The organism is Dietzia sp. B44 (assembly GCF_014145245.1).
In the GTDB taxonomy this organism is placed as follows: Bacteria; Actinomycetota; Actinomycetes; order Mycobacteriales; family Mycobacteriaceae; genus Dietzia; species Dietzia natronolimnaea.
In genome coordinates this window covers 1-3,024 of the sequence record NZ_JAALEF010000379.1, presented here as the reverse complement: position 1 = coordinate 3,024, position 3,024 = coordinate 1, and the positions used below count along the sequence as shown (strand labels likewise).

At 71.6% G+C, this 3,024-nt stretch carries 3 protein-coding genes; 2 read left to right on the top strand and 1 reads right to left on the bottom strand.

The annotated features are described in order from the left end of the window. A partial coding sequence (locus tag G6017_RS12370; protein ID WP_347237998.1) for an LLM class flavin-dependent oxidoreductase occupies nt 1-1,022 on the bottom strand: 1,022 nt, incomplete at its 3' end. A 149-nt stretch (nt 1,023-1,171) separates the two neighbouring features. On the opposite strand from G6017_RS12370, the gene G6017_RS12365 reads away from it, so the two are divergent. Beyond that, nucleotides 1,172-2,347 (top strand): ROK family transcriptional regulator, encoded by a 1,176-nt coding sequence (locus tag G6017_RS12365; RefSeq protein ID WP_182617609.1) that lies wholly within the window; start codon nt 1,172-1,174, stop codon nt 2,345-2,347. 63 nt (nt 2,348-2,410) lie between these two features. Then, on the top strand, nt 2,411-2,935 hold the full coding sequence (locus G6017_RS12360) for a flavin reductase family protein (RefSeq protein WP_182611051.1): 525 nt from the start codon (nt 2,411-2,413) through the stop codon (nt 2,933-2,935). Nucleotides 2,936-3,024 lie beyond the last annotated feature (89 nt).

The following is a 3,024-nucleotide window of genomic DNA, read 5'->3' as shown; positions in this document are numbered from 1 at the left end:
AGGCCCAGCTCGGCGTACTCGGCGATCCGGTCGGCGACCTCCTCGTGGGAGCCCACGAGCGCGGTCCCCGCGCCCCCGCGGACCAGGCCGACACCGGCCCACAGGTTCGGCGAGACCTCGAGCGACCCGGTCCGGCCGCCGTGCAGGTCGAGCATCCGGCGCTGGCCCTCCGATTCGCTGGCGGCCAGCGAGGCCTGCACCCGTGCCACGTCCGCGGGGTCGATCCCCGCCAGGAGCCGATCGGCCTCGGCCCACGCCTGCTCCGAGGTGTCCCTGGAGATCACGTGGAGCCGGATCCCGAACGAGGGTGTCCGGCCGTGGACGGCCGCGGCGTCCCGGACCCGGTCCAGCTTCCCGGCGACGGCAGCGGGGGGTTCGCCCCAGGTCAGGTACGTGTCCGCATGGCGGGCGGCGACGCGGATACCGGCCGCGGAGGAGCCGCCGAAGAAGATCGGCGGCGCCGGGTCCGGTCGACGCGCCAGGACGGAATCGACGACGGCGAGGTGGTCACCGCTGTAGGAGAGCGGGTTCTCCGAATCCCAGAGTCCTCGGACGATCTCGAGGAACTCGTCCGCCCTGGCGTATCGGGCCTCCTTGTCCAGGAAGTCCCCATAGGCGCGTTGCTCGCGGGACTCGCCTCCGGTGACCACGTTGAGGAGCAGGCGGCCACCGGTCTGCCACTGGAAGGTGGTCGCCATCTGCGCGGCGAGGGTGGGACTCATGAGCCCCGGGCGCAGCGCCACGAGGAACTTGATGCTGTCGCTCGACTCGGCGAGCAGAGCGGTGGTGATCATCGCGTCCTCGCACCAGGCGCCGGTGGGAGTGAGGAGGGACTCGAACCCGTTGTTCTCGGCCGCCGCGACGATCTGCCGCAGATACGGCAGGGTCGCCGGACGGTCCCCCGACATCAGCGTGCCGTGCCCACCGGCCACGAGGTTGCGCGAGTCCCCGTAGGTGGGCAGGAACCAGTGGAAGTGCAACCCAGTCTGGTCGGGGTTCGGATGAGTCGGGTCGGTGGCCACGGACGGCTCCTGAGGTGTCTCGGGTCGGAGTGCGGACCGACACATCGTGCGGCCGGACGGAGACGGGGGGCCACAATTGCCGTCACCGGGAAGGAAACCCATTACATGAGTAGACCGATCGGTCTATAGGCTGTGATACCCTCTCCCCCATGACACCCCGTTCACCCGCCCCTGACCTGCGTTTGTCCGACGTGAGCTCGGCCAGGGTCATGCGCACGATCCGGTTCCGGGGGCCGGTGACCCGTCCGGAGGTGGCCGCGTCCACGGGCCTGTCGGTGGCGACGGTCAGCCGAGCCACGGCAGCGCTGCTGTCCTCCGGGGTCATCCGCGAGCGACCCGAACTCATGCACGACGGTTCCGTGGGCCGGCCGAGCATCCCCGTGGAGATCGATCCCGCCGGGCCCGTGGTGGTGGCCGTCCACATCGGCCTCAGCCGGTGCGTGGTCGCCATCAGTGATCTCGCCTGCCGGATCCTGTCCGAGTACGCGATCCCCACCCCGGGCCGGGATCCGGAGGTGATCGCGGACGAGCTGTCCGCGATCGCGTTCCGGCTCCTCGACGGCCACCGGGACCGCCGGCTGGTCTGGGGCGGCGTGGCCACGGCCGCGACGATCACCGCGCCGGGCAGGATCGACCACGACCTGCTGGGGTGGCGGGACGTTCCGGTGGCGGACCTGTTCGCCGATCGAATCGGGGTGCCCTTCTCCGTGGCCCCCCACGTCGAGGCGATGGCCGCGGCGGAGCTGCTCGTGGGGCACGAGTCCCACACGGGCACGACGCTGGTCGTCTACGCGCGGGAGCATCTGGGCTCCGCCCTCGTGATCGACGGCGCCGTACACCTGCCACGGGCCGGCTCGGCGGAACTCGCCCACCTCCCCGTGGGGCCGACCACCTACCTCGACGACCGCGGCGGTGGCCTCCTGGACGTGGTGGGCGATTCCGGACTGGTCCGGGCTGCGGCCGCCCGCGGGATCACCGTCGGGTCGGTGCCGGAGCTCGCGGCCCGGGCACACGGTGACCCGATGGCCGACGCGATCCTCGTCGAGCGGGCGACCATCCTCGGCCGCCTGGTCGGGTTGGTCTCGGCCATCACTCGGCCGGATTCGGTGGTGCTCTGCGGACAGGCCTTCACGGACCACCCGCGCTACCTGGGACCCATCCTGAGAGCCTCACGGGAGACCCCTCTCGCCGGCGGGGCACCCGAACTCAGGGTGTCGACGGCGGGCGGGCGGATCCAGCAGCTGGCGGCCATGGCGGTGGCGCTCGACACCATCTCGGCCGACCCCACGAGCGCGCTGCCGTCGAGGCTGCTGTCGGTGTCCTGACCCTTTCCGGTCACCGCGACAGTAATGTTCGACATCCGTAGCGGACCCCCACAGACTTCTCGTATGACCGAACGAAGCCTGTCCACCGCTCACCAGTCCGTCCCGGCGGAGACCCACCGGCGTGCGATGCGTATGCATCCCGCCGGCGTCACGATCATCACCCTCGACGGCGCCGACGGGCCGGTGGGGTTCACCGCGTCATCACCGTCCAGCCTGTCGTCGAGGCCCGCCCTGGTGAGCTTCAACGTCGGGATCTCGTCGTCCAGCCTGGCGGCGGTGCTCGACGCCCGGACCGCGGTGATCCACCTGCTGGGCGAGGCCGACCGATCACTCGCGCTCCGGTTCGCCGGCCCCTCCCACCTCCGGTTCGCCGACCACTCCCTGTGGACCCGGGCCGAGACCGGTGAACCGCTCCTCCACGGCGGGCGGGCGCGACTCCGGGTCGCCCTCGATCGTCTCGTCCCGGCGGGCGACCACGTCCTGGTGGTCGCGCGGCTGCTGGACGCCTGGTTCGACGAGGAGGATCCCGGCGATCCGCTCGTGGTGCTCGACGGTGGCTTCCGTGCGGTGCCCACGGCCCACGAGTGACCACGTCCCACGACTGACCACGACTGACCACGAGGCCGACCGACCACGAGATCGGCCGACGACGAGGCGGCCCCCGCTCGATGAGCGGG